Source organism: Paenibacillus massiliensis subsp. panacisoli DSM 21345 (assembly GCF_000426545.1).
GTDB lineage: Bacteria > Bacillota > Bacilli > Paenibacillales > Paenibacillaceae > Paenibacillus > Paenibacillus panacisoli.
In genome coordinates, this window is the sequence record NZ_AUFO01000007.1 from 1 (window position 1) to 23,802 (window position 23,802).

26 protein-coding genes and 1 pseudogene are annotated in these 23,802 nt (G+C 44.2%); 4 read left to right on the forward strand and 23 right to left on the reverse strand.

All coding sequences use genetic code 11. The annotated features are described in order from the left end of the window. Positions 1–330 (forward strand): IS30 family transposase (locus K331_RS0103160; protein ID WP_028589149.1); only part of this gene is annotated, 330 nt, incomplete at its 5' end. On the opposite strand, the gene K331_RS0103165 is transcribed toward K331_RS0103160, so the two are convergent. The 5 genes from K331_RS0103165 to K331_RS0103185 form a co-directional block, all read right to left on the reverse strand. Then, complete coding sequence (locus tag K331_RS0103165) at positions 304–813, reverse strand: hypothetical protein (RefSeq protein WP_028589150.1); 510 nt, start codon at positions 811–813, stop codon at positions 304–306. The genes K331_RS0103160 and K331_RS0103165 overlap by 27 nt on opposite strands. Positions 814–1,020: 207 nt before the next feature. Then, complete coding sequence (locus K331_RS0103170) at positions 1,021–1,506, reverse strand: EutP/PduV family microcompartment system protein (protein WP_028589151.1); 486 nt, start codon at positions 1,504–1,506, stop codon at positions 1,021–1,023. 204 nt (positions 1,507–1,710) lie between these two features. Continuing rightward, positions 1,711–2,280, reverse strand: coding sequence for a hypothetical protein (locus K331_RS0103175; RefSeq protein WP_028589152.1), 570 nt, complete (start codon positions 2,278–2,280; stop codon positions 1,711–1,713). 141 nt (positions 2,281–2,421) lie between these two features. Beyond that, on the reverse strand, positions 2,422–2,817 hold the full coding sequence (locus tag K331_RS28810) for a contact-dependent growth inhibition system immunity protein (RefSeq protein WP_051289587.1): 396 nt from the start codon (positions 2,815–2,817) through the stop codon (positions 2,422–2,424). 201 nt (positions 2,818–3,018) lie between these two features. Continuing rightward, complete coding sequence (locus K331_RS0103185; RefSeq protein WP_028589153.1) at positions 3,019–3,225, reverse strand: helix-turn-helix domain-containing protein; 207 nt, start codon at positions 3,223–3,225, stop codon at positions 3,019–3,021. 171 nt (positions 3,226–3,396) lie between these two features. Here K331_RS0103185 and K331_RS32580 point away from each other — a divergent pair, with 171 nt between their 5' ends. Beyond that, a complete protein-coding gene (locus K331_RS32580; protein WP_028589154.1) occupies positions 3,397–3,684 on the forward strand; it encodes a hypothetical protein in 288 nt (95 codons plus the stop codon). Positions 3,685–3,898: 214 nt separating this feature from the next. Here K331_RS32580 and yqeK read toward each other — a convergent pair whose 3' ends face one another. The 10 genes from yqeK to K331_RS0103240 form a co-directional block, all read right to left on the reverse strand. Next, complete coding sequence (yqeK, locus tag K331_RS0103195) at positions 3,899–4,516, reverse strand: bis(5'-nucleosyl)-tetraphosphatase (symmetrical) YqeK (protein WP_028589155.1); 618 nt, start codon at positions 4,514–4,516, stop codon at positions 3,899–3,901. Positions 4,517–4,659: 143 nt separating this feature from the next. After that, positions 4,660–4,974: a hypothetical protein gene (locus K331_RS28815; protein ID WP_051289589.1), complete on the reverse strand. Its 315-nt coding sequence runs from the start codon at positions 4,972–4,974 to the stop codon at positions 4,660–4,662. 170 nt (positions 4,975–5,144) lie between these two features. Then, a complete protein-coding gene (locus K331_RS32585) occupies positions 5,145–5,477 on the reverse strand; it encodes a DUF3024 domain-containing protein (RefSeq protein ID WP_051289591.1) in 333 nt (110 codons plus the stop codon). A gap of 246 nt (positions 5,478–5,723) precedes the next feature. Continuing rightward, the gene (locus tag K331_RS0103210) at positions 5,724–6,233 is read right to left on the reverse strand and encodes a GNAT family N-acetyltransferase (RefSeq protein WP_028589157.1); all 510 of its coding nucleotides are present in this window, start codon (positions 6,231–6,233) and stop codon (positions 5,724–5,726) included. Between the two features lie 478 nt (positions 6,234–6,711). Next, the gene (locus tag K331_RS0103215) at positions 6,712–7,020 is read right to left on the reverse strand and encodes a hypothetical protein (RefSeq protein WP_028589158.1); all 309 of its coding nucleotides are present in this window, start codon (positions 7,018–7,020) and stop codon (positions 6,712–6,714) included. A 193-nt stretch (positions 7,021–7,213) separates the two neighbouring features. Next, a complete protein-coding gene (locus K331_RS0103220) occupies positions 7,214–8,935 on the reverse strand; it encodes a helix-turn-helix domain-containing protein (RefSeq protein ID WP_028589159.1) in 1,722 nt (573 codons plus the stop codon). Positions 8,936–8,980: 45 nt separating this feature from the next. Next, a complete protein-coding gene (locus K331_RS0103225; protein WP_028589160.1) occupies positions 8,981–9,757 on the reverse strand; it encodes a (2Fe-2S)-binding protein in 777 nt (258 codons plus the stop codon). Between the two features lies 1 nt (position 9,758). Continuing rightward, complete coding sequence (locus tag K331_RS0103230; protein ID WP_028589161.1) at positions 9,759–10,799, reverse strand: ABC transporter substrate-binding protein; 1,041 nt, start codon at positions 10,797–10,799, stop codon at positions 9,759–9,761. Positions 10,800–10,950: 151 nt separating this feature from the next. Next, the gene (locus tag K331_RS0103235) at positions 10,951–11,229 is read right to left on the reverse strand and encodes a hypothetical protein (RefSeq protein WP_018883110.1); all 279 of its coding nucleotides are present in this window, start codon (positions 11,227–11,229) and stop codon (positions 10,951–10,953) included. 26 nt (positions 11,230–11,255) lie between these two features. Continuing rightward, a complete protein-coding gene (locus K331_RS0103240) occupies positions 11,256–11,825 on the reverse strand; it encodes a TetR/AcrR family transcriptional regulator (RefSeq protein WP_028589162.1) in 570 nt (189 codons plus the stop codon). A 177-nt stretch (positions 11,826–12,002) separates the two neighbouring features. Here K331_RS0103240 and K331_RS30880 point away from each other — a divergent pair. Further along, a pseudogene (locus K331_RS30880) lies at positions 12,003–12,703 on the forward strand (NAD(P)-dependent oxidoreductase). Between the two features lie 489 nt (positions 12,704–13,192). Here K331_RS30880 and K331_RS0103250 read toward each other — a convergent pair. The 8 genes from K331_RS0103250 to K331_RS0103290 form a co-directional block, all read right to left on the reverse strand. Beyond that, on the reverse strand, positions 13,193–13,774 hold the full coding sequence (locus K331_RS0103250) for a chloramphenicol phosphotransferase CPT family protein (protein ID WP_028589163.1): 582 nt from the start codon (positions 13,772–13,774) through the stop codon (positions 13,193–13,195). A gap of 799 nt (positions 13,775–14,573) precedes the next feature. Further along, positions 14,574–15,155, reverse strand: a complete 582-nt coding sequence (locus K331_RS0103260; protein WP_028589165.1) for a hypothetical protein — start codon at positions 15,153–15,155, stop codon at positions 14,574–14,576. Between the two features lie 61 nt (positions 15,156–15,216). Next, a complete protein-coding gene (locus K331_RS0103265) occupies positions 15,217–15,729 on the reverse strand; it encodes an immunity 22 family protein (protein ID WP_028589166.1) in 513 nt (170 codons plus the stop codon). A gap of 196 nt (positions 15,730–15,925) precedes the next feature. Continuing rightward, a complete protein-coding gene (locus K331_RS28830) occupies positions 15,926–16,474 on the reverse strand; it encodes a hypothetical protein (RefSeq protein WP_226383524.1) in 549 nt (182 codons plus the stop codon). Between the two features lie 320 nt (positions 16,475–16,794). Then, entirely contained in the window at positions 16,795–17,679 is an 885-nt protein-coding gene (locus K331_RS0103275) for a radical SAM/SPASM domain-containing protein (protein WP_036634129.1), read from the reverse strand. 523 nt (positions 17,680–18,202) lie between these two features. After that, positions 18,203–19,654 carry a 6-phospho-beta-glucosidase gene (locus tag K331_RS0103280; RefSeq protein WP_028589168.1) on the reverse strand — a complete coding sequence of 484 codons (1,452 nt, stop codon included), beginning with the start codon at positions 19,652–19,654 and terminating at the stop codon, positions 18,203–18,205. A 193-nt stretch (positions 19,655–19,847) separates the two neighbouring features. Further along, positions 19,848–21,770 (reverse strand): beta-glucoside-specific PTS transporter subunit IIABC, encoded by a 1,923-nt coding sequence (locus tag K331_RS0103285; protein ID WP_028589169.1) that lies wholly within the window; start codon positions 21,768–21,770, stop codon positions 19,848–19,850. Positions 21,771–22,213: 443 nt separating this feature from the next. Further along, positions 22,214–23,146 carry a metallophosphoesterase family protein gene (locus K331_RS0103290; protein ID WP_028589170.1) on the reverse strand — a complete coding sequence of 311 codons (933 nt, stop codon included), beginning with the start codon at positions 23,144–23,146 and terminating at the stop codon, positions 22,214–22,216. A gap of 132 nt (positions 23,147–23,278) precedes the next feature. On the opposite strand from K331_RS0103290, the gene K331_RS0103295 reads away from it, so the two are divergent. Then, complete coding sequence (locus tag K331_RS0103295; protein WP_028589171.1) at positions 23,279–23,686, forward strand: hypothetical protein; 408 nt, start codon at positions 23,279–23,281, stop codon at positions 23,684–23,686. The last annotated feature ends 116 nt before the right edge of the window (positions 23,687–23,802 follow it).

The following is a 23,802-nucleotide window of genomic DNA, read 5'->3' on the forward strand; positions in this document are numbered from 1 at the left end:
TTTGGTGTAGCGGCCTCGCAGTACCCTGCCCATGCATTTCAAACCGCTACCGCAGACCGTGGCAAAGAGTTTGCCTGTTACGCCAGCCTGGAAGCCACTCATGGCCTAGAGGTGTATTTCGCAGATCCGTACTCCTCCTGGCAACGCGGTTCGAATGAGAATGCCAATGGCCTCTTACGAGAGTTTTTCCCCAAAGGGACGGATTTCGCACAAATCACGGATGAAGCGCTGGAGACCGCTCTGCGCTTGATTAATCTCAGACCACGAAAATGCTTGGGGTGGAGAACCGCTCACGAATCCTTTTCAGAGGAACTGTCGCACTTGGCTTGACAATCCGTCAATATCAAAATTAAATTCTAATTCATTGGCATCCATTATGCTTTTAAGGTGCTCGAATTTTTGTATTAATTCTCTAGAAAATTCAAAAATCTGAGCCCGTAGAAAGATAAACTTATTTGAACTTTCGATAGTCTGATCATTGAAAGGGGATTGCTCAGTTAACCAAATTATTCTGTCGGCCTCGTGGATTACTTCAACATAGTAACCGCCACAACCAAATATTCCGCAGGTGCATGTAAATAAAGGATATATTCCCGGATTAAGTAAGGATTTAAAAAATTCTTCTACTATAAATACTTCATCTTCATCTAGTTTATTCTCATTAATATATAAGAGGAGTCTCCAATCAACTATAGGAACCATTCGACCTTTTACTCTTGTAATATTCTTGTATGTTTTTCTGGTCTCTATTTTCATCTCTATAGACAACTTATCTGGTTTGAATTCCCTATCTTTCTTTGAGTGAAGCTCCATATTTCACCTCTGTCTTTTACGATCCTTATAAGTCATTGCAGTATTTCGCTTAACGTTCTTGTGTTCACGAGCCCGAGAGACTTAAGGGAGCGTAGCGACTGGGTGCGAAGCACTTAGTCTCGCAGGGTTGTCTGCCTGATCCACTTCTTCGCCTAACTCTTCGGGCAGACCAAGGGGGGGTGTCCCCTGCAGCGTGAACACGGGTTATCAGATGTTGTCATCTCTATTGTCAGTTAATCTAATAAGTTTATTGTTATACAATTGTAATCTCTCTTCGAAACTAATACGACTTCTTTCAAAATCTCTTGTCCATTTGTACATCATCTTTAACATTTTTATATCTGGTTTATAATGACTCTTTTCAATACCGAGTTTTTGTTTTAGAAACCGTATAAAAATTCTAAGCTTCCGTTTCCATAATGGTGTATCAAGAAAAATTATTGTATCAGCCATATCAAATAAGCATCGATATGATTCTCTATCTGTTCCTTCGAATATCCAAGATCCCCTACTGTCAATATTGTTAATTACCGCAATTTGTTCTTCCTGTGTTCGTTTATATCTTTCATTTTCTATTTGATGATGAACAATACAGTCAAGTTCAAACCATGGAATACCTAATGTCTTTGATAATCTCTTGGCTAATGTTGTTTTACCACTTGCTACTATACCAATTATCAAAATTTTGTTCATTTGAGGTTTTGCTCCTAATAAATTTTGCACTTTGGCAATTTCCGATAACGTTCTCGTATTCACGACGCCGAGAGGCTTAAGGGAACAAAGTTCCCCGGCTGCGCTTGCGTAGTTGCCTCGTAGGTGTGTTCGCCTGACTCCACTTCTTGTCGATTTATTCAGGCGAAGCTAGGAGCTGTTAGGCTCCGCCGTGTGAATATATTGTTATCGGATATCCCCTCTTACAGTGCGGCTTAAAAATGATATTATTGAAGAACTCTTAGATAGCAATGAGTTTATTTTTATGAGATCTTGAATAAACAATTCAATTTTGCTTTCTACTTCATCAATGAACTCATTTACAGTGATACAGATATTTTTCTCTTTGTCTCTATTTGAATTGATAAAGTAATTATCTTTATAGACAATGAAATCACCAAAATCTCCCGCTTCATAAAACAACTCTGATATGTAAACATAATCATTGATCCTTCTAAACTCTAACCAGACCCATGGGCTTTCAATATAATGTATAGCAACATAATCAGATATTTGCTTCTTAAACGACTTAGCCACCAAGTATAGCTGTTCAAAATGTATCAAAAGTGCCTCTGAGAATATTTCAGGGTTTTTACCTATTGTCTCCTCTGAAGGGTATGGAAGATAGTAATAATCTCCCAACCTAACATTGAATTCACCGTAAATGTTCTTAAATTCTCTTTCTAATTCTTCAAGATCTGCTAACCTTAATTCATCCTCGTAATATACTTTGTATATTATTTTTATTTTTACCATTCCTTAATTTAAGGGGATTTCCGATAACGTTTCTGTATTCACGACCCGACGTATGTCGGAGTCCGGCGAATGCCGTACCCAGGGCGTATGCCCGCAGCGTGAATATTATGTTATGTGGTGTACCGGCCTTCTTGAATCTACTTACAAATGATCGCTTCTGTATTTACTTATGTGCTCTTCTAATGTCTTTCTCGCTTCTTCATAGATTCTAATCACTTCATCCAATTCATTCTTCAACTCTTTATGTTCTTTCCAATATTCTTTCTCCACTTTGAGTATCGAACAAAATAAATCTCCGATATATAAATTTCCTGATCCGAATGGGTTCTGTATTAATTGCTCTAAGGCTAGAGGTAAAAGAAAATCTAGATTCATTTGTTGCCCAATCAAAAGTCTTAAATCTTCATTATTCAATTCACAAAGAGGTTTATTCCTTAATCGATGTACTTGGATCACTAATGAAGAAGCAAAATTCGGTTCGCCCCAATATTTTCCTTCAAGTTCTTCAAGGGTTTTGGTTAGATCTATTTGTTGCATGGCTTCACCCTCTTAAATAAATGGTTTCCGTTATGTCACATAACGTTCCTGTATTCATGGACCCCGAAGGGGTTGTCTGCTGAAATGCTTCCTGAAATCCTTCTCGTAGACCAAGGCTCCAAAGGAGCCGCTGCTTGAATATTATGTTATACGACGGAATCGCTTCTCTGATTGACCAAAATCTTCTTTTCTTCTTTAACTTTATTCGGGATCTGCTTTATGTTCCAATAAATCTCCAGGCTGGCATCCCAATGCTGTACATAATTTATCAATTACTTCTAACGATACATACTCGTTTGTATTGAGCTTTGCCATCGTCGCCGATGAAATACCCGTCATTTTCAATAAATCTTGTTTCTTAATTTCTCTGTCAATCAACAATTTTTGAAATGGTTTATAACTTATCATTGGGTACTCCTTCATATCCGTATTGAATTTTTCTTTAATTATATGAAAATATATTTCCTTAATCAAAAATATATTTGATATGTCTTGAATATATTTTTCGTTATGATAAAATAATATTCAACAAGTTAAATTTTTGTTCGCAAAATAAAATATAACGGAGTGTGATCATTTATGCATCATTCTTTAGAAGTCTTACTTGATTCGTTGATACGTAATCGAATTGAAGCCTTATATAGCGATCTTCTCAAGAACAACACCATTTATAATCAATTCTCATCTGATCGAAATCTTTACTTCAAACAGTTACATGAACTTCTACCTCAGGAAATGCATAAAACTCTATTTCTTTACGATGATGCAGACCTCTCAGTTCAAACAATCCTAGAACGTGAAATCTACTTGCAAGGTTTTAAGGATGCTCTTCAATTACATAATGAATTAAATATAACTTCTAATTGAGAGCCAAACGGCTCTCTTTTCATTTGATTCTGTCGTATAACGTTCCTGTATCCACGACGTCCCACCGACTTAAGCGACCAACGGGAGCGGCCGCGATACGGTTAGTCGGTGCGGATGTGTCCGCTGATTCTGCTTCCCTGCCGATCGCTTCAAGCGGACCGAGGGCTGTCAGGCCCGAAGCGTGGATATGATGTTAGCAGATGTTAATGTCATCTTAGAATTGCTTCAAAAGTTCTTCTCTTGCTTTGATTAACCACGGATGGACTAATTTCAATTTGTCTCTTTGTTCCCATATGTTATTTAAATAGATTAGTATTCCTTCTGTTATTTTGTGTTCATCCACTTTCGTTCGTATGTCCTTCAAATATTGATGGTCTCCTGGAAGTTCCCATGAGATCTTATCAGAAATAAATAAGACTTTATCCAATAAAGAGGAATGTGGCTTCATAGTTGTATGACACTCTACTGCACTTAACATTTCTTGATCATCAATTTTAAATATTTCAATAGCCATTGCTTTTGATAGCTTTTGATGTACGATTCGGGCATAAGTTCTCTCTTCCGGCAAGATTTCTATTGAAAGCACTTCTGCAACATGTAACATTTCTTTCACTGGAATGACATTACTTATATCATGAAGAAGTCCTACTTGCTCCGCTTTCAATGGATCTACATTATATAATTGAGCAACTCGTCTTGCTTCAGCTGCGACTTTCAATGTATGCTCCAATGTTTCTTTGTCATTATGTATTGTGAAAAACTTCTGGATATCATACTTTAGGTCATTCGTTAATTTAAAGTTTGGCACAAACTGTTCAAGTATGGTGTTCATGTTTTTGGGTTCCCCTTTGCATTAATTTCTGCTAACGTTCCTGTATTCATGAACCACGGAGGGGTTGTCTGGCGAATGCCAGATCAAGGGCGAATGTCCGCAGCGTGAATATTATGTTAGATGATGTTGCTAGCTTCTTTGAATCACTCACTATATGATCTTGAGGCTTTAATCAATTCATCTTCTTCATCAAAAACTCCCAACACTCTGTCAATATCACTTACTTCATAGCTTCTGACTACAATAAGCTGTTGCATATGAAGACCTGGTGGGTCAATGTTTGGTCTAGATAAGTTATTTAATAATCTTTCTGGTGTATATAAAATGCTCCATCTTTTGGAACCATCCGTGAAATACATCGTGATTTCTATCCAATTCCATTCTTCTGGATTATCAGTTTCAACCTCATCATCGAAATGCCATCTTAATAACCTTGATCTTAAATTCAGTTCTTTCACAATGTTTTCACCTCTCTTTGTAACCTAGCAATTTCAGCTAACGTTCCCGTATTCATGAACCCCAAAGGTTGTCTGCTGAAATGCCTCTTCGAAATCCACCTCGCAGACCAAGGCTCCAATGGAGCCGCCGCTTGAATATTATGTTATGAGATGTCATTGACCTCTTCGAATCAACCCCAAAACATTCCGTTATGCCCCTCGTCCACTATCTTTAATTGCGTTTCAAAATCTTGATTCGGTTCGATATCATCTATGAAATGCCATTTATTTTTACTATCTTGCCAATAGACTTTCCATTTGCTTTTTTCATCTATTCTGAACTGAGCTACTGGCATCTGCACCCATATATCACTTTTGTAGCCTTGTCTTTCTTCTATTAGTGTCACATTGTTTCCTCTGATCTTGTAACTGACTTTAATCTGGTTTTTCAAATGAACTGGTACTTTGTTTTGTGTGTAACTGTCCATAATTTTCATAATCCGCTTCTTCGTAAAATCATCCATTTATGGCTCTCCTGTCTTATCCGTTTTACTCTGTTTATATCACAATGATGTCTCATAACGTTACTGTATCCACGACGTCCCACCGACTTAGGCGACCAACGGGAGCGGCCGCGATGCGGTTAGTCGGTGCGGATGTGTCCGCCTGAATCCAACTTCCCAACTACTCTCCTTCTAGCGGACCGAGGAGCCGTTAGGCTCCGATGCATGGATATGATGTTATATGATTGGGATGCCTACTCGAATTACTTAACAATTCGGAATCTCGAAAGTTTGTGAAATCACTTTTTGTAGTCCTAAGCCATCAATCTCAATAGTCTCTTGTTCTTCGAAGAACTCAATATTATGTTCTTCATAGTATTTCTTCCAAAATCTCACTGCTGGTTTATTTTCCACTAGTTGACCGATACTAATTTTTCCTTTTAATTGCTTAAATACTTTCTCTATTCCTAACGAAGCAATTCTATTACCGCGATATTTCCTTAATAAAAATAATTCCTGTATTGTAAAATTAACTCCTTCTGGAACAAACGGAGGGGAACAAACTAATATGAAGCCAATTGGTTTGCCTAGATGCATAACAAAAAATGGATGCAACTCCTCTCTCTCTAGGTACAGGTAAGTATTTGTTGGATCAAATTTCCCATCATCTTTTAGATCTTCACAGGTATATTCTGATAAGTCATACAAATATAAATTATACAAATTCAAAAAAGTATCGGCTTGATCTTTTGTTATTTTTGTAATCTCAATATCCATTTGAAATGACACCTCTTTTTTATATTCTTTGCCCCCCTTTCATATAACGTTCCTGTATTCAGGAACCCCGAAGGGGTTGGCTGTATGCAACCGCTTCCCCCAAATTATCTACGGCAGACCCAGGGCCGAACGGCCCGCAGCGTGAATATTATGTTATCTGCTGTTTCTCTCTTTTTCGATTAATCAGTTAGCAAATCTTTCAATAACCATTCATTATTGTTTCCGTCTTTCGAAACAAACCAAATATGACTATACTTTTCCTGTTTATATATTGCACTTTTGTATTTAAGAAAATCACTCATTCCATATACAGGAGAAGCATTTCTGATTAACAGGGCTATAGGGTAATTACGTATATGATATCTTATACGGTGATTTTTGCGAAGAAAAATTTGGTGAAAAAGGGGGGATCTTCTGCACCCCAAGGGAATCAAGCAACCTTCCAATGTCTTCTTAATTCTTTACCCAAGCTGTAATACTAATCAATTTGTTCTGATGAATAATAATAAACCATTGAACCAGCCACTATTTCGCTTGGCGATCCCCCTTTCCCCAAACAAATACCAATATTCTTTTTACCCGCAATTGAATGGTTGATCTGAGAAGAAACAACATCATATATCCGCTCTTCTCCATCCACTGTTTTAATCACGATCTGATCACCGATAATCTCTTGGATTTTTGAAGGAAGAAGATCATCCAACTCTTCATTCGCCCCCATCACGATAGTTCCGTATTCAGGTGTATCGAAGACCAAACCTACGCCAAACAACATCTTTGTTTCCATTCTCTGACCTCCTTATCTCTAATCTATGAATAGCTCGCTCCTGATCCTGATACACTTTTTTCGTTATCATGTTTGTATATTTTAATCTCGTGATTTCAATCAGTTCATTTGGCTGCATTATATTCAGGATATTCTCCACTAATCCAATGCATCTTGGATATACGTAAAAAGGGGAGTCACAGTTCAACTCCCCTCACCCCAACAACGCCTGCTCAATCTGATCCACAATCCCATTAATCCCCATCGGCCCATAACAACCAATCCACATTGCCGCATCTACCGAATGCACTCGTTGCTCTTCGCCCCGACCAAGCATCCCCAAAACTCGCTGCTCTGTCGCAGATATCCCATCCTGCATAAGTTCATTACTTAGCAAAAAGTAGTGACTTGCCTGCACTGCTGGTAATCTCTCAACCGAGATATGATAGGCTGTGTCGGAGGTATCTGCGACAAATAACGGAACAGGCAGACCTAGATCACGGTACAGCACAGCCCCTGTGCGATGAGCGGCGGAATGCACGCGAACGAGAGAGTCCAGCGGGCGGATCAGAGCGACGCTTTTGCCTGCCAATACGGAAGCTAATTCCTCAGACAACAAAGCCGTTCTACGAAGATAATCCGCAATAATCTGCTTGCCTTCTGCTCGTTTACCTGTCAGTTCACCGAACAGACTAAGGATTGTCTGCCAGTTTTCATTACGTTTGAACATCAGTACAGGAGCAACCCCACTTAACCGTTCAAGATACTGCTCATGCACCTCAGTGCAGATAATAAGATCCGGTGCAAGTCGTTCTACGGCAGGCAAATCGGGGTATTCATACGTACCCAGTAATTCGGTGTCCTGGAGACCTGCCCGAAGGGACTGTGGGAAAGATAACACGCTGCTTCCTAGTCCAACACTCCCTACCGGAGACAAGCCCAGCGCCAGCAAATGATCTGCATACTGCACATCAAGGACAGCGATACGTTGTGGTGTTTCGGTGACAGTGTACTCCCCTTGCATATGGCAGATGACCGGTCCTTGGGCTGATTCATAGGATGAAGCTGTGCGGTTTTGCAGTAGAGCTTTCGCATAGTCTGCATCGGTTCTCGAAGAGGCAGCATGCCGGTAATGCAGCGGTGGGACGCCAACATACTTTTTAAACGCCCTGCTAAAATAATACATATCCCGATAGCCCAGCTTGTCGGCAATTTCTCCTATGGAAGCATCCGTATGACGTAGCATGCGTGAGGCACTTTCCATGCGTAGCTGAATGACGTACTCCATCGGTCCGAGGTGCTTTTCTTGTTTGAAGCGGCGCTGCAACTGTCTTACACTACAGCCCGCGAGGGTAGCCAGATCTTTCAGCTCCAGATTTTGACGATAATGCGACGCAATGTAGGAAGCGACCACATCCACCATGTCGGGCTCCGCTCCCCCCTGACCATGTTCATATGCCATGATCAGTTCGTAGATCATCCCCTGGAGCAAAGCATTGGCATAAAATCGTTCCAGCCCTTCGCCACGGCGCCATTTGGCAACGATTTTTTCGGCGTTTTCGATCCATTCGGCATGGGCTACCGAGTTTTGTACAAATGATCTACGCAGCGGATGTTTTCGGTACGAAGGCATAACAATAGAGGCTCCCTCCATAGAAGAAGCCTTGTACTTGATCACCATATAATGAATGTCCTCTGATCTGGCCGTCAGCGTGTAGGATGATCCCTTCACCGCATGACAGGCAAAAGAAGCTCCAATGTGGCAACCCTCGCCATCCATTGCAAGTTCCCCTTCCCCTCCGTATGCCAGCAGCAGTACATTAGAAGTTACATTTGTTTCGTGTAAAATGCTGCCTGTCTGCAAAGTACCGCTATATCCGTCAAGCATCTTGATTGCTGTATCACTCCAACCACTTGTCTGTTCTTGCAGCGGCATTTCTCTCATCTCCTGACAATCGCATAGGTATAATCATTGCTGTTGTCATTGTAGTTGAGATTCTTTCTCATTGTCAATTTTCGGACATTTGAGACAATATTCCCCTGACATCTGGTAGTAAAAGCAGCAGGTGATCCGCTCACTTTTGGCAACATGCACATTGTCTTTACAATCGGTAAAACGGGTCAACGGGTTCTTTCTCTCACCAAACACTTGCCCCGATGCCACCTGCGTCAAATAGGAGAAGTCCTCTTGAATGATCTTACGTTCCTGCTCCGTCTCACCTTCATCAGGAGCGAATAGTCGCCCGATCCGTACCATGATATTCTCCCAGAGAATACTCATCGAAAGGGGTGCAATCGTAGCAAGTGTCTTTAACAGAGGTGTCAGTTGAACTGCAAACATCTCCTGGACCGCCTTTTCCCGCCATATGTCCCGGTCCCCAGTCAGTTCTTCAGCCCGAAGCTCGTTCACCGCTAGAAAAGGAAATCGTGTACCCTCCTCATGTTCTTTGAGTTTCGGATGATAGAGAAAGGTGTTCTCCAGCTCAAAGGTTACATGCTGATGATGAAACGTCATCGCGGTCACCAGCGGAGCCGTCCATAGATAGCCAAGTCGCTTGGCTAACATGGAAGCAGCAACCTTCATGTCTGGTGCATCGATATAATGTTGAAACCAACTGATATACTCTCGGCACGCCTCTTCGTCATGCAGCTCACTCAGCGCAATGCTACGGACACTATGTTGAGGCGGCTCGCCAAGCAAAATCGAATGATCCTCCACCGTCTCTTTCCATATGTCTGTCGAGAGATATCGGCTCATATTAGTTCGATCCGAGCAGGGCTTCCGAAGCCTGATCTACAATCAGATTAATCGCAAGCGGTCCGTAGTACGCGATCCATAGTGTGGAGTTTACATCATACGTACGGTTATTTTTCACAGCATCAAGAGACTTCCATACCGGATTGTTCACCATCGCCTCTGCTTCTACGGCAAACAGCTCATCCGACAGGACAAAATAACGATCTGCTCCAATCTCAGGAACTTTCTCCATCGAGACTTCTACGGAAGTATCATCCTTGATTCCCTCAACGAGTGCAGGCATTTTCAAGCCCAGATCATTATACAGAATAACACCTGTACGGTGCTCGAGGCCATGAACACGAATGCCTTCTTTACGCGGACGAATCAGCGCTACCGTCTCATCACCCAGCTTCTCAGCCAGTTTCGTTTTCATTCCTGCCACTTTCTCTTCATATGCTGTACGTACTTTCTCTGCCTCGTCCTGCTTGCCAGTAATTTTAGCCACTGTAGCTAACGTATCGCGCCAGTCTTCGTAGAAATCGAGTACCAGGATAGGTGCAATTTTACTCACACTCTCATAATGCTTCTCTTGGAAGTCGGTCATGATGATCAAATCTGGATCTAAGGCTACGATGGCTTCCAGGTTCGGCTCGTCCCGTGTACCCAGAACTTCAACGCCATTCGCCTGATCACCCAAGTATTCTGGAAAATCAGTGTTCCCTCCAGCGATAACACTACCTGCCGGCTTTTCGCCAACCGCTAACATTTGATCCAAAAACTTAACATCCAGCACGGCAACTTTCTTCGGTTTTTCGTTTAGCGTGATGTCGCCCATCATACCCTTGATCGTTACTGGAAAAGCGCCGTCGGTCTTCGTTTCTGTACTCGCAGGTGTATCCGAAGGTGTTGCCGCGGATTGTTTACCGCTATCTGTACCTGCTCCGGCACCACACGCCGTCAGGACTAGAATCAGGGCCAACATCAAGCCCATCAGTAATCGTGATTTGTGAGCAGCATAGCCTTTGCTTCCGGCCGCTTGCCCGTTTGTTCCTTGTTTCATTTGTAAATCCTCCTTATGCATACTAGCGATAATGATTTTCATTATCGAAACATAAAGAGAGCATAAACGATCTGTGCATCGTGTTACCATGTACTTTTGCGACACTTCAGTCGGACTAATGCGACATCATGATTCATGTTTTACCAATCCATTATCCACCTTTTAATTTCTCAGCAATATAAGCATGCAGACGGTAAATGTCTGAAAGAAGCTCTTCTTCCTCCGGCGTATTTCCATACTCCCCGAGCCAACGTGGTGTGCGGATATGCCAATCCTCTGTCAGGTATTGCTTGTCATCGCGATACTCTAAAATATGTTCCAGGAAATATTCCAGAGAGCCGAAGGATTGTTTCTGATTATCGCTGATAATGGATTGTGTGTTCTCAATGATTGTATGTAACATTTGTTGAATATGCCCTTCTGGAGTCATAGTTGATCTCCTCCAAAGGAATATTTTTAAGGATTCATATCCAGATTTCGTTCAAGCATTGCTCCTATACGTTCAGCCATCACGGAAGGTGGGAGAGGCTTTTCATGTGTAAACCACCATTCCACGACTCCAACGATAGCTCCCCCCACAAACTGAACCTCCACAAGTTGATCTTTCATTAATTCGGTGTTCATAGTACCTGGAATGCTCTCGTTCCCCTTCTGTAATTCATGGATAAAAAAGTCCAGAAACTGCTTACGAAAAAAAGAACTGCCTTTACTCACCAGCAATGCGGAGAAAAATAAAAAGTGCTTCTCAAAATATTCAAACCACATGAATACCATGTTGTTATAACCCATGTCTATCTCCGTAGATTCACAGACTTCACGCAAATTCTCAATATGCTCTGTGATGAGTTTATTCAGAAGATCAAATTTATCTGTGTAATGAAGATAGATCGTTCTCCGGCTGATATCCGCTTTGTCGGAAATGTCCTGGATCGTAATATGATCAAAATCTTTGTTCATCATCAGTTCAATAACCGCCGTTTTGATAGCTTCTTGGGATTTGCGTATCCTTCGATCCACCTTTACCACTTCATATCACCCTTTTTCTTCATTGATAATACGCAGTCTCAAACCATCTGTGCACAAATGCACGCAATCCAGCTTTTTAGCCATTGCAAGATTTTTATTTGTGTATACCATTATACATATATGATAAATAATACACTACTGTGCACTAATTCACAGTAAGAAATGGAGTTTAACCATATGAAAATTGCAGTAATTGGGGCTACCGGAGGAACAGGAAAAAAAGTGATCGAACGCGCCCTTGGATTAGGGCATGAAGTTATTGCTGTTGCTCGTCGTCCCGAAGCCATTTCTTCAACAGAAGGACTTACTGTTAGAAAAGGGAATGTGTTCGATTTACCTGTTATGATTCAGGCGATTTCAGGGGCAGAGGCTGTCATCAGTTGTATAGGCCCTCCCCTCAACGTATCATCCACTTCCGCCAAGAAGGGCTTGGGTAATCTCAGCGCCTCTTTACGTACAATTAAGGCTAATTTCTCACCAGGAACGGTCATGTCTGAAGGAATTCCAAATATCATTACGGCCTGTCAGCGTACAGGGTTAAACGTATTGTGATGCAAAGCGGCATTAATTTGAGCGATGGTGGAGAGCTTTCTTATGTCAGCAGTCTCGCCGTGCGTCTGATGCGCCGTATTTTTTGGAAGGCCATTCAGGATAAAAGTATTGCGGAACAAGCGCTCATCCAAAGTGAGCTCGATTGGGTCATCGTTCGTGCATCCGTGCTTCAGTATGCGGAAGGGAACTTGAAATATACGGCTGGCCCACTCGCTCGCATCAATCCACTTGGTGCACTTCCTTTTGCAGATTGTGCTGATGGGCTAGTACGTGCGGCAGCCAGCCAGCCCGATTGGACCGGGAAAATTGTGAATATAGGGAGATAAGTAGTTCGGATTGGAGGTTTGTTTAATTTCTTATATGCTCTATGTAGGCCATTGTTCAAAACCAATAAATCGATGCCCCAATGAGTACGGAAACATCGATTCATATCATCTAACTATGAGGTGAGGCTTGGTTGGCCCCAATCCCTGACTTTCATGTGAAGCCATATTCAGCTCATCCTGGTCACTTCCTATTCAATTCCAGATCATATCCTTCACCAGACATAACGGTTGCCTGCCTTCCCGTAGCTCTCATCACTGCATTTCCTATTACTGCACCTTCTTTCCAACCAACTCTTGTTTGATTCTGCGAATCTGGTTGAGGCGGTTCTGCACATGAGCGACAAAAGCTTGAATGATTGCGGCTAGAGATACCGTCTCTCCTTTGAAGTTAATGCCGGTTTCTCCCATTCTTCGTTAAGTTCAGCACGATCATCAGCATCAAGATGGATTCCAGTTAGTCATCTCTTCTATTTACTTCCGCTAAGTCTTTTAACTTCGACTTAACTTCTTGAATGCCGAGTACTCCTTCTCGGAGTTCATATAACTTAGTATCATTTCCGCACATGCAGCTGAACTTAATTCTTCCGTGTTTACTTCCAGATCATACTCATCATAGGCGTATATGTAATCGAACTGGGAATGGGCTAGACCTATCTCGCGATCCCCCCTGCTTTGCTCTCTTCTGGTGAGTTCTTCTTTGGAGCAGTGAACACCAACAAACAATATCGGATAATCGGCAAGCAAATCATAAAATTCGTTAAACCACTTGTCATCGCTGATAACCGTATCCACAATTACATTCAGGCCCAGCTCCGAAAATAATTTAATGGTAGAATAGTACAATGAGCCAATCGGGCCAAAAAGGATATCTGACATCACACCCGGCTCCACTTCTCTTGTTGGTTTCATATCTGGATATGTCGTATCGATGAACTGATCATAATTTTGGAAAAATTGATCTACTGACAGATGATGCAACGGCATTTCTGCCTGCTTTTTCATTTCCAGCGCAATGCTTGTCTTTCCTGAACTTGACGTTCCGTTTAAAAAGATAATGAGTCCTTTTTCCATATACATCACCCTTATCTATAAAATTGGTGCCGCTTTAGCTGAGCCTTTCTCCTCTTAATATCTCCTTTGAATTACTGCTTCACTGCCATCATTCATTCCAAAATCCAACGATTTTCTGGTTTACCAGATCCGCTTACTCGTGATTAATCGCATGACCTGTATCTCGAATGATCTCATAATCTAACTGGTTGCGCTGCAGCTTATGTATTGCTTTTGGATAGTTAGAGAGGATGTCATGTTCCAGTTTTCAAAGCAATTGCTTTGACTGCTTTCAACTAGATAACACTAATCCAGTATATTTCGCTCCACAAAATCCAAAAAATCTCTTTGCATCGAGCCAAGAGGAAGAATTACTTTCATAATTCTGAACCTACAACGCTGCCCCTTGATGCTAAATGACCATCCTGCAGCAGACAGGGAAGCATCCTTATACTTTTGATCCTCTAGCTCAGCTACTTCGTACTCAACTTTATCTACCACTCTAGTAGAAAATAGATTGAGATACAGGATAATCACTCTATCCTGGCTTATTAGCAATATAGCCCGGCTTGTACGAGCCGAAAAGCTTTGAGGCGTTGCATAGCAAGCTAGCATATCCGGTTCTCTGTGAGGTTCGGATAGCCTGTTAATCAATTTCTTGGTGATGAATAGCATGGTCAGATACCTTTACCTTTCTACCTTTTACTTTTCTGCCATTTACCTTTTGATTGGGGTGTTCTGACACCTACCTATCCAAAAGAAAACAACAGAAGCAACAATCTAGCCATCGAGTATTAGTCACCTCAAGGCTCAGATTCTGCTACTGCTGCTCTACGGGCTCAGCATCAAATTGAGCTGCATGCACCTGGATATCCATTTCATGTCCATCATTCGTTGTGACATATACTTTCCAGTCGGTTGGAACCTCCGGCTCAGTAGGTAGCTGAAAGACAAGATTCGCTTGCGTTCCTGCTTGGACTTCTTCTACTTGATCATCCTCCGTACCTGATTGCTTTAGATGAAATATCACCATACCCGACGCATTTTTATTATCCACCTGTACTCTCAGGTATGAGCCATTGGAGGCGAGTGTTGTGAATGAATTCTCGAAGCTGTTCAATCCTCGATGTCGTGTATCCACAAATATTACTTCGTCAGGTTCGTTCGCGATGGACTCCAGCAGCGCTTTGTCTTGAATGAGTACAGGTAGGCTATCTGAATCACTGGTCTGCTCATCTACATACGATGAACTGTGGGAACTCGTCTGCACAGCAGGGGTTGAAGAAAGTGTCTCTGAATCCACGCTACTCCACATGACGTTCTGACGAATGAGAAGTGATCCGACCACGATTACCCCGATGCCTAGCACAACGGCCGGGATATATCTTTTATTGAGTTTCATGGCTATATGGGACGCATGTGTACATCATTGGGTTCACGCCCCTCCCTCCTTCCGTTCATATCTAGTCAAGTGTCTCATAACGGATGGCATGTAACAAGGCCAGCGGCATCCGATCACCCTCGTGCTCTACTGCATTTCCTGGCAGCGCCGGGCCGAGTGGTCCAATCGCACTGATACGTTCAGCCGCACTTGCTGCCGATGCACAGCTCGAAGGGTCCTCCACCAGATTGAGCAGGCATTCGTTGATCGCTCCATGCGGAGAATCATTGCCATAGATCAGGATTAGGGAGTTATAAGGAGCCAGTAGCACCTCAAGCCCTTCCGGCAGATGCTCGGTAAATGCATGATGGGGACTGTAGTCATTTCGCATATAATTTATGAATTCCTGACGTTCCTTCGGTCCCCGGATATAGTGAGCCTCCATGAAATCCTCATCCAGATCGGACAGTCCCGACTGCTGCTCAAATAACGAAGCATGCCGCTCATCGTTCGCATCCCGCACAATGGCTATGTATGACATAAATTCCTCGTCTGTAGCAAAATTCCCTGCCCAAATCGTCACAATATGCCGCATCGTTATCTCCTTATGAAGAGTTATGTAGGGTTAGATTACATCTTTCAAATGAAGGGGTCGCACTGAAGAAAGCGTAATCAAATGCATTCCTTCTAGTGTACCTAATATGTACAACCTTTTCAAATCTTTGTACTATTCTTTGTTCTTTACTCTCTGTTCTTTGTACTTTTTTCTATTCTTTGTTCTTGTTCTTTGTTTAGTTCCTTATCCTCTTCTGATTCACCAAGGTTCGTGCTTTATAGAAAATCCAAGTACTCAACAATGACTCTTGATCTCTATGAACTGCTATTTTATCGGAGAAATAAAAGTCATCTAAGGATACACTGATCTTCCCGATCGGGACTACAGGTTCTTTGCAGATCCATTCATCAAATTGCACATGCCCCTGCCCAGACATTTCAAACGGTTCTTTGGGAAGTAAATACAGCATGCCGTCCGTCCACGGATGATTCTGTAGTGTAGACTCATTAATGGAATAGTAATGATAGTTCGTGTGTCGTCCTTTAATGCACCCATTTCGAAAACTCCCGATCACTGCCCCTCGATCAAGTACAGCAAAGAACATAGACCATATAAGGTCTGTCGTTGCAAATACAGCTGTAGCTAGTTCATTGTTATACAGTGTCTGCTCCCGCGGTTCGAAGCTACTGATATGATGATGATTGGAGCCATGAAATACATATTCGCCCTTCGCGGATACATACTGAAGAAAACGGTGCTTAGGGAATTCTAAAGTATATTCCATAAGCCGCCCTTCATGGACGGATTGGAGGAGCTCTTCATATTTCTCCATTTCGTTCTTAGTAAAGACAGCTGTGGGAGAAGGATACATCAATATCGATAGAATCAATGAAATCATCTGCTCTGATATACCCTCCCTAGCCAAAGAAGTCTCCCACCCATTCACTCATCACGCTGACTGAATCTACTGCTCACAAGACATTCTCATAAACGTAAGATGCTAGTATGTGCATTTCACGGAGCTGTTTATAGCCGTATCATCAGCTCATACTCCATACTGCTCACACTACCTGCTCACGAACAATTAGGCCGCACTAGACTCGATTATGCTCCCTCGCCGAATCGCTTGCGATAGCCACATTTGCGGCATAGCTCCTCCACAGCCTGTCTATTGGAAAATCCATAATAGATCCGGTTCGCGCGGTCACCATCCACGATGCTGCTGAAGGACTGCTCATATACATTACCCAAATTAATGACGCCTTCACCATCCAGACAGCATGGCACGACGGTACCGTCGACCAGAATCGCCGCTTGACTACGGAGCGCATGGCAGAAGCCACGGCCATCATCCTCTGGCGCGTCCAGACTTGGCCATTCGAACTCGTGATCCTGGTTCAGATAGACATTCGGGGCGATTTTGAGACCTTTACCAGGCTCGACCTTTTCCTCGATTCGAAAATCCAGGTTGAATTCCTGCTCAAGCATCTCCAGTGTCTCCCGGTTACGCTGGCGCTCCATATTCGTAATGTTGTCCTGGGTCAGGTTCCAGAGACGGAACGAGATCAGGACATTATGCTTCACCGCTTCACGGACAAATGACAAAATATGTCCCACGTACCCCTCACGATCCACCGAGCCCTCGTGACCGTCAAAGCTGTGCAGCGAGAAGTTCATTTGCCGCAAAGCCGGCTGTCCGAGCAGCTTATGAGCCGTCTTCGGCAGTAGGGTGCCGTTCGTCGTTATATTCACCTTCAAGCCCTTTTCATGGGCAGATTCCAGCAATAGATCGATCTTCGGATGCAGTAGCGGCTCACCCTTGACGTGCAGATAGATATGATCCGTATGTGGCTTGACCTGATCCAGTACGGTGCGAAAGGTATCGGGATCAATGAATTTTTTGACCCGCTGTGTCTGCGGACAGAAGCTGCAGGCCAGGTTACAGATGCTTGTAATCTCAATGTATACTTTCTTGAACTTTTTCAAAATCCTAGTCCCCATTCTTACATTCTCAGGGCCCTACGGGCCGCTATCCAAGTGCTATGATTATACCGGGTTCTGGACCTAAGGTAAACCGTCGGCTGCTGTCACTCATCCCTGACCGGCTTTGTTAAGCCCTCAACTGCAGTGACGCCCACACCTGCACAACATTGCTGCCGCAGACTTTAGTTAGCTACTCCATTGCTACATACGCAAGGTTCCTGCAAAATCGTTCCCCTCTCCTATATCTATCCCAACGATTAAATTGTCGAAACCATATACCTGATCTGATCCCTCATAGATTGCTTAATAATCCCCAAAAAACAATAAAAGATCAGGAACAGAGCCTGTACCTCCCTTCCTGATCTTTACTGAATTTGTTCATTAGAGCTGTATAGTTACTTTTAGCTTATACTGGTCCTTTTGGCTTGCTGAACTGTTTTGCTTAAAAATTCATTCTTGTAGCTTATTGCTATATCCCTTACTTCAGCCACACTAATGTTAACACTCGATAGGTACAGTGTGTACGCCTCTATTCCTCAGAGAAATAGGAAGCACCATTGCTGGCAATGACTTGCTTATACCAATGAAAGCTTTTCTTCCGTACACGACGCAGTGTTCCCGTACCATCGTTATTGCGATCCACATAGATGTAGCCATAGCGCTTCTTCATTTCACCCGTACCTGCACTCACCAGGTCAATCGGGCCCCAGCTCGTATAGCCAAGCAGAGGGACTCCGTCCTGAATCGCTTCCGCCATCTCGGCAAAATGTCGATCCAGATAATCAATACGATAGTCATCCTCTACCGTATCATTGTCCAGAAGCACATCCTGTGCGCCCAGTCCATTTTCCACGATGAATAATGGCTTGTTATACCGATCATACAGCTGATTGCACGTAATACGCAGCCCCTTCGGATCAATGGCCCAGCCCCATTCCGACAGCTGCAAATGCGGATTCTTGATCGTACCGAATACGTTCCCATCCGTCGTATCTCCCTGCAGCTCCGGATCAGCACTGTCTACATTGCTGGCGTAGTAGCTGAAGCCAATATAATCAACGGTGTGACACCGTAATATCTCTTCATCCCCGATCTCCATGTCGATATGTAGCCCATGCTCACGGAAGTAACGCAGAATATAGCCCGGATATTCACCTTTGGACTGCACGTCGATGAGGAACAGTGATTCGCGCTCTCTGCCGATCGCCTTCCACACATCCTCAGGATTGCAGCTATACGGGTACACAGCTCCCGCCGCCAGCATACAGCCGATCTGGGCACCTGGAATGATCTCATGGCAGGCTTTGACGGCCAGAGCACTGGCGACCAGCTCATGATGTGCAGCCTGATATAAGCTTTGCTTGAAATTCTCTCCAGGCACCTGCACCATCCCGGCGCCAATGAACGGCGCATGCAGCAGCATGTTAATCTCATTGAAGGTCATCCAATATTTCACTTTATGGCGATAACGCTCGAAGAGTGTGCGCGCATACCGCTCGTAGAAGCTAATGAGCTTGCGATTCTTCCAGCCGCCATAGGTCTTCACGAGATTCACAGGCAGATCGAAATGACAGATCGTCACGACAGGCTCAATACCATATTTCAATAGTTCATCGAAAACCCGGTCATAAAATTGTAGCCCTGCCTCATTCGGCTCACTCTCATCGCCATTAGGGAAAATTCGTGTCCATGCGACGGACATACGGAAGCATTTAAAGCCCATTTCGGCAAATAGCTTGATGTCCTCCTCATAGCGATGATAGAAATCAATTGCCTCATGTGACGGATAGTAGGACCCCTCCTGCGGCTCAAGGGACTCCACCTTCCCCAGTGCAATATCCCACCGTTGCTTGCCGATTGGCATCAAGTCTATAGTAGATAGCCCTTTGCCGTCCGCCAGATAGGCTCCCTCCAATTGATTCGCTGCTGTGGCTCCTCCCCACAAAAATCCTTCCGGAAATGCGGTCATTCTCTCCTGCATGTTATATCCCTCCATTATAATTCTTGGCGTTACTTATATGCTTAGTATTCCTCATGTACGTTGTATTCCACTACGCACTGGCCTCTCTTCGCTGCGCCTTCTCAGAAAAAGGAGATGAACACGAACCCTGTGCCCATCTCCAATGATTGATGCTAATACATCTCACATGTCATCTGGTTAAGGTACTAGCGCGTTAAGCCAGTACAGTCAGCAGCTTATCTCCCGAGTGAATGGAGCCCCCAGACCCACTGCCTACAACATCGGCAAATTGTCCTGTATTAGCAATTACGATGGGGGTAACCAGCTCATAGCCTGCCGCCTGAATGGCGTCCATATCAAATTCCACAAGCAGATCGCCGATGCTGATCCGTTGACCGTCCTGCACATGCACGGTGAAATGCTCACCCTTCAGCTTCACGGTATCTTGACCGATATGAATCAGCAGCTCTACTCCGTCATCCGAAACGAGACCGATCGCATGCTTTGTACGATATACAGTCTTTACCACACCATTCACTGGGGATACGACCTTACCTTGGGTAGGACGAATGGCAATGCCTTTTCCCATATGCTCACCAGCAAACGTCACATCTTGAATATCCTTCAGCTGTACGACCTCACCAGTCATTGGGCTAGCGATCTCATGTTGGCCACTAGTAACAGACTGTGGTTTGTTCTCAGGAGCTGGCGTCGACTCAGCTTGTACTTGCTCCTTGAAGCCGAACAGGTATACGAGCAGGAAGCCAAGTGCAAAAGCTACCACGACTGCAACAATCGACATCAGGAAGGAGCTATCTACTCCTGTCTCTGGATTAATCATGCTTGGGAAACCAAAGATACCAAGTCCGCCGATCATGAAGGTCTTTGTACCCGCGATACCCAGAATTCCTCCGCCAACCGCTGCTGCGATACAGCTCATGATGAACGGACGCTTCAGAGGAAGCGTTACCCCGTAGATCGCTGGCTCGGTTACCCCGAAGATCCCGGAGATGAAGGCAGGAATACTAAGCGACTTGAGCTTCTGATTGCGAGTCTTCAGCATGACGCCCAGCACAGCACCAGTCTGAGCAAAGGAAGCAGCGAATACCATCGCGAGAACCGGGTCTTGCTTCAGTGTAGACAGGTTGAGGATCGCCACTGGCACCAAGCCCCAGTGCAGACCGAACAATACGAATACTTGCCACAGACCACCCAGGATGATACCAGTAATTGTCGGGCTCAGATTATAAATCCAGATAGCTCCTGCACCGATCAGTTGACCCGCCCAGGTAGAGATTGGACCAATAACAATGAATGTAGCAGGTACAATGACGAGCAGCGTGAAGAAGGGAACCAGGAACGTCTTGACGACATTCGGAATCACTTTCTTAAAGAAGTTCTCAATCCGAACAGCCACATAAGTTGCCACGATAATAGGAATAACTGATGAGGAATAGGTCATTAGTATGACCGGAATGCCCAGGAACGTAATGTGCACCGGCGATTCGAACAGTGAGCCTGAGAATAACGTGTACAGTGCATCACCACCGGTCAGCGTAGACAGCGTCGGATAGACAAGGGTCGCCCCGATGGCCATTCCGAGAAACGGCGAGCCGCCGAATTTCTTGATGGCTGTATAACCCAGGAAGATCGGGAAGAAGTAGAACAAGGAATCCCCGGTAGCATTCAGCAAATGATAGGTTCCCGAGGTATTGCTAAGCCAACCGAAGGACACGAACATAGCGGCGAAGCCCTTGATCATCCCTGTAGCGGCCAATAATCCGAGAAGCGGTGTAAATACACCGGAAATCATATCGATAAAGCGGCTGAACAAGCTTACTTTTTGACCGTCATTTGTGCTCTCATCCTCTACAAAGCCCTCCGTTGGGAGATTCCCCACTTTGACCACAGCCTTGTAGACATCTGGTACCTCGTTGCCGATGACGACCTGGTATTGACCTCCGCTTTGCATAACTGTAATAACGCCAGGGAGATTTTTAAGCTCCTCTGTCTTGGCAACGCTTTCATTCTTAAGTTTGAAGCGCAACCGAGTGACGCAGTGGAACACACTATTTACATTTTCGGGACCACCGACGCGCTGCAAAATATCTTTGGCTAATTGATCGTAGTTGCTCATCCTGATCATCTTCCTTTCTGATCAGCAATTGTGCACCATCGTTCATGAGATGGGTACGAATTGCTCATGGTCGTAAATGCTACTTAGGTTACAAGGAAAATTCGAAGCTCTAACCAACCGCCCTTTTAGATAAAGCGCTTACAAGTTCTGCTTGAATAGATTCCCACTAGAAGCAAAGATCTATCCTTGCAGAAGATACTTGAAAAAACGCAGCCTGCATGGCAGGTTCATCCAAAGTGCGAATATTACTGACGCAAAAAGGCAAAACCATACCTTTTGTCCAAAGGTATCGGTTTTGCCTGATTTAACAGTAACACCCGATCTTTGTATGCGTTTTCTTAATACTAACGTACCATCTTCGATTATGCAATAGGTCTCGCAAAATTTTTATAAAGGTAGGGCTGATGGCACACTCGCTCCTACCAATCCCCCTAGAAAACGCCTTATAATTCCCGGGTGAGAATGAGCAACCTGCTATCCACGTTGACAATCTTCGTTCCGTTGCTCAGCTCTATCATCGGCGTATCCCAATGGGTATGTCCGCAGAATACCACCGTCTCCGGCCCAGCTACCAGCTCATCGTGAATCAACACTTCCCCTTGCAGCCCCTGCTCGGCTAAGCCTGGGCTCTGATGCAATAGAAGTACATCCGGCTGGCGCTGCAGCAGCAAGCGCACGGAGCGCAGGTACGACGCCGGGTCCATGCGATTCGGCTTATCCTGACGCCCGATAATACCGCCAACTCCAGCAATCTGCAGCTGATCCGCACTCACGATGGATGGTGAGGCGATATGTTGTATCCCTTCCTCCAACTGAAGCCTCCGGGCTACCTCTATACTGACGAGATCGTGGTTGCCATCCACGCCGATGACCCAGTTGAAAGCCTGTCGGAACGCTAGCCATACAGGAAGGGGATCCCCACTTGCCCCCCTCCGCCCTCGCTGTGCATACAGATCTCCACACAGCAGTACTCCTGCTCGCTCTGGGCGAATGTTGGGAAATTCCACAGCCAGCAAGAGTCTGATATGCGCTGGTAGCACTTCCCCGAGCAGGAGATCAGCTTGAAATATATTCGTAGACGGTTCATTATGCACAGTATTCTCTACTGCTGCCTCTTCTGCACTCTGCTGTGTATCCATACCTGCAGATGTCGTTACAGATGTCGAATTAGTATGCAATTCTCCAGAAGAGGAGCGACTTACAATACCTTGCAGATCTGAAGCTACAATTAGAGCATCCAGTGATGTAGGCAATCCGGTCACTGTGCCATGCAGGATCGGAAGCCAAGCTTCCTGGACGGTTCCTCCCGTCCCTGCATTGATATATGGATACTGATCCAGCGGATCGTTACTTAGACGTACAATATTCAAGGCCATACAGCAGCCTCCTTTCATCCTTCGACCTACTAGTACTTTGACCAGCTCAAAATACTCCTTATTATATATTCCACATTTTCCCTAATGAGTGTATACTTGAACATTATAACCTGACAAAGGAAGTTGTGTCTTATGAAAATGCCTGTTCTGCTTAATGTCTTCCGCATTCTGCTTGGTGGACTTATTGTGCTCATGACGTTATCTACTGCCTTGGTATTATTTCTTCTCCCGCAGGAGCACACCTTCTCTCCCGTCCTTGGATCACAGGAAATTCCTTTCTACATCTGGATTATGTTCCGAACCTTGCTGATCCTGCTCCCACAGACGCTAGCCTTTATATTCATTACTCAGCGCAAATACAAGCTCAGTGTCACTATGCTCGCCACAGGCTGCGTTATTGCCTTGTTCAGTATAACTGGCATCTCGTTGCCGATTCAGCTTGGATTGCTTCTGGTACTACTGCTTCATGGCCCCAGCAAACAGTACATGCAGGCCAAGGCTCCAAGCTTGAATTCATCTATGAACAGACTTCAATCCTAGCGTCCCAGGCCAACATCTCACTTGCCCTCTCCTTCAACGCTCTGCCAGGACACGCCACATTGCCTCTTCTAGTGGTGTTGTCCTGTGCCTGTTATAGCCCTTTCTCTACTATATTC